The sequence below is a fragment of the Sphingobium xenophagum genome, assembly GCF_031457465.1.
GTDB lineage: Bacteria > Pseudomonadota > Alphaproteobacteria > Sphingomonadales > Sphingomonadaceae > Sphingobium > Sphingobium xenophagum_A.
This window is the reverse complement of the sequence record NZ_JAVDWV010000047.1, coordinates 1-1893: the sequence shown is the minus strand read 5'-3', so window position 1 is coordinate 1893 and position 1893 is coordinate 1. Positions and strand designations below refer to the sequence as shown.

The following is a 1893-nucleotide window of genomic DNA, read 5'->3' as shown; positions in this document are numbered from 1 at the left end:
TGGACGGATATACCAACAGCACGCTCAACGGGCGGCTTGGCATTGCCCTCTCGCCCGCCTTCTCGATAGATTTGCGCGGCTATCATGCCAAGGGGCGCGCCGATATCGATAGCGCAGGATCGGTCCCAGACAGCCCCGAATATTCGCTGGTCGAAGAGTGGACCGGCTATGCCGGCCTCAATGCCGATCTGTTCAACGGCGCGCTGCACAACCGCCTGGGCTTTAGCCGTAGCGAAACGGTGCGCGACAATATCAATCCGTTGCGGATGGTGCGTCCGCAGAGTTTCGCCGCCAAGGGGCAGACCGATCGCTACGAATATCAGGGCACGCTTGGCCTCACACAGGGCTGGACCATCGTCTTTGGTGTGGAACGCGAAGAACAGACGATGCGCTCCGCCTCTCCCCCTAACAGCCTGGCCAGCTATGCCACCATCCGTTCGTCGGCCGATATCGACAGTCAATATGCGCAGGTCAGGATCGAACCGGTCGTCGGCCTCACGCTCAATGGGGGGCTTCGCCATGATCGTCATTCGGCCTTTGGCGGCAATATGGTATTTGGCGGCGGCGCGGTCTGGTCGCTGTTTAACAATCGCACGATCCTGCGCGCCAGCTATGGCGAGGGCTTCAAGGCCCCTACCCTCTACCAGTTGCACAGCGAATATGGGAACAGCGCGCTCGACCCGGAAAAGTCACGCGGTTGGGACGTGGGCGTCGAGCAGCATCTTTTCGACCATAAGCTGATCCTGTCGGCCACTTGGTTCGAACGGAACACGGACAATCTGATCACCTATAATGGCTGCGCGACGAGCAGCCGTCCGCCGCTTTGCTTTGCGCCAGGAACGACCACGCCGCGGGCGGGCTATTATGCCAATATCCAACGCAGCGAGGCCCACGGTCTGGAGATGGCAGGCCTTGCCCATATCGGCCGCCTGACCGTCGACGGCAATTATAGCTGGATCGTAGCGGAAGACCGGTCGCCGGGCCTCAATTTCGGCAACCAGCTTGCGCGCAGGCCGCGCCACGCCGCCAATGCGACAGCGAGCTATGCCTGGCCGTTCGGCCTCACCACCGCCGTTGCGGTACGATGTTCCGGCAAGACGATCGACACGGCGCGAACCAGCGCGACGGTGACGCCCTTCGTCAACAGCGCCTACACGCTCGTCGACTTGCGCGCGGAGATGCCGGTGACGCCGACCCTCATCCTGTTCGCACGAGCCGAAAATATGTTCGACGACTATTATGAAACCGCGCGTCGCTATGGCCAGCTTGGCCGCAGCATCTATGCCGGGTTCCGGGCGCGCCTGTGATGACCAGATTCTTGAAAACCAGAAGCTATCCCCATCCTCGTAAAGCCAAGGAGTGCTTGTCCATGCAGCCTATGTCCCCTGCCGCCGCCCGCAATCTGTGGATCGGATCGATGACCTTCGCGAGCGTAGCGACGACGCTGGTGCTGGCCTGCGCCACGCCCTTTCCCGCTCTGGCTGCGCTCGCGGCGCTCTATGTGCCGCGCAAGGCGGGGATCATCCTCATGCTGGCCGCCTGGGCGGCGTCGCAGGCCGTCGGCTATTGCCTGTTGGACTATTCCCTGACGACGCAGAATGCCGGATGGGCCGTCACCCTCGCGCTTGCCGCTGTCGCCGCTTTGCTGGTGGCTGATCGCACAGTCAGCGCCTTGCCGAACCAGTCATCCTTTGCGCAGCTCGTCACGACCTATATCGCTGCCTTTGTCGGGTTCAAGCTGGTCGTTCTGGTCGGTGCCGTGGCGATGAATGCAGGCTATGGGGCGTTCACGCCGGAAATCCTGCTGCGACAATTTGTCCGCTACGCCCTGATCCTTGGCGGGTTGCGCCTGTTCCAGCTTCTGCTGGAAAGTGGCGGCCTTCTGCGGCGCGA

Annotated in this window: 2 protein-coding genes; both read left to right on the top strand. The window is 62.1% G+C overall.

Going from position 1 to position 1893, the window contains the following annotated elements; translation table 11 throughout:
• The coding region (locus J2W40_RS20480) for a TonB-dependent receptor plug domain-containing protein (RefSeq protein ID WP_310227796.1) at positions 1–1307 on the top strand (1307 nt) is incomplete at its 5' end.
• A 62-nt stretch (positions 1308–1369) separates the two neighbouring features.
• Positions 1370–1893: hypothetical protein (locus J2W40_RS20475; RefSeq protein ID WP_310227795.1), on the top strand; the 524-nt coding region annotated here is incomplete at its 3' end.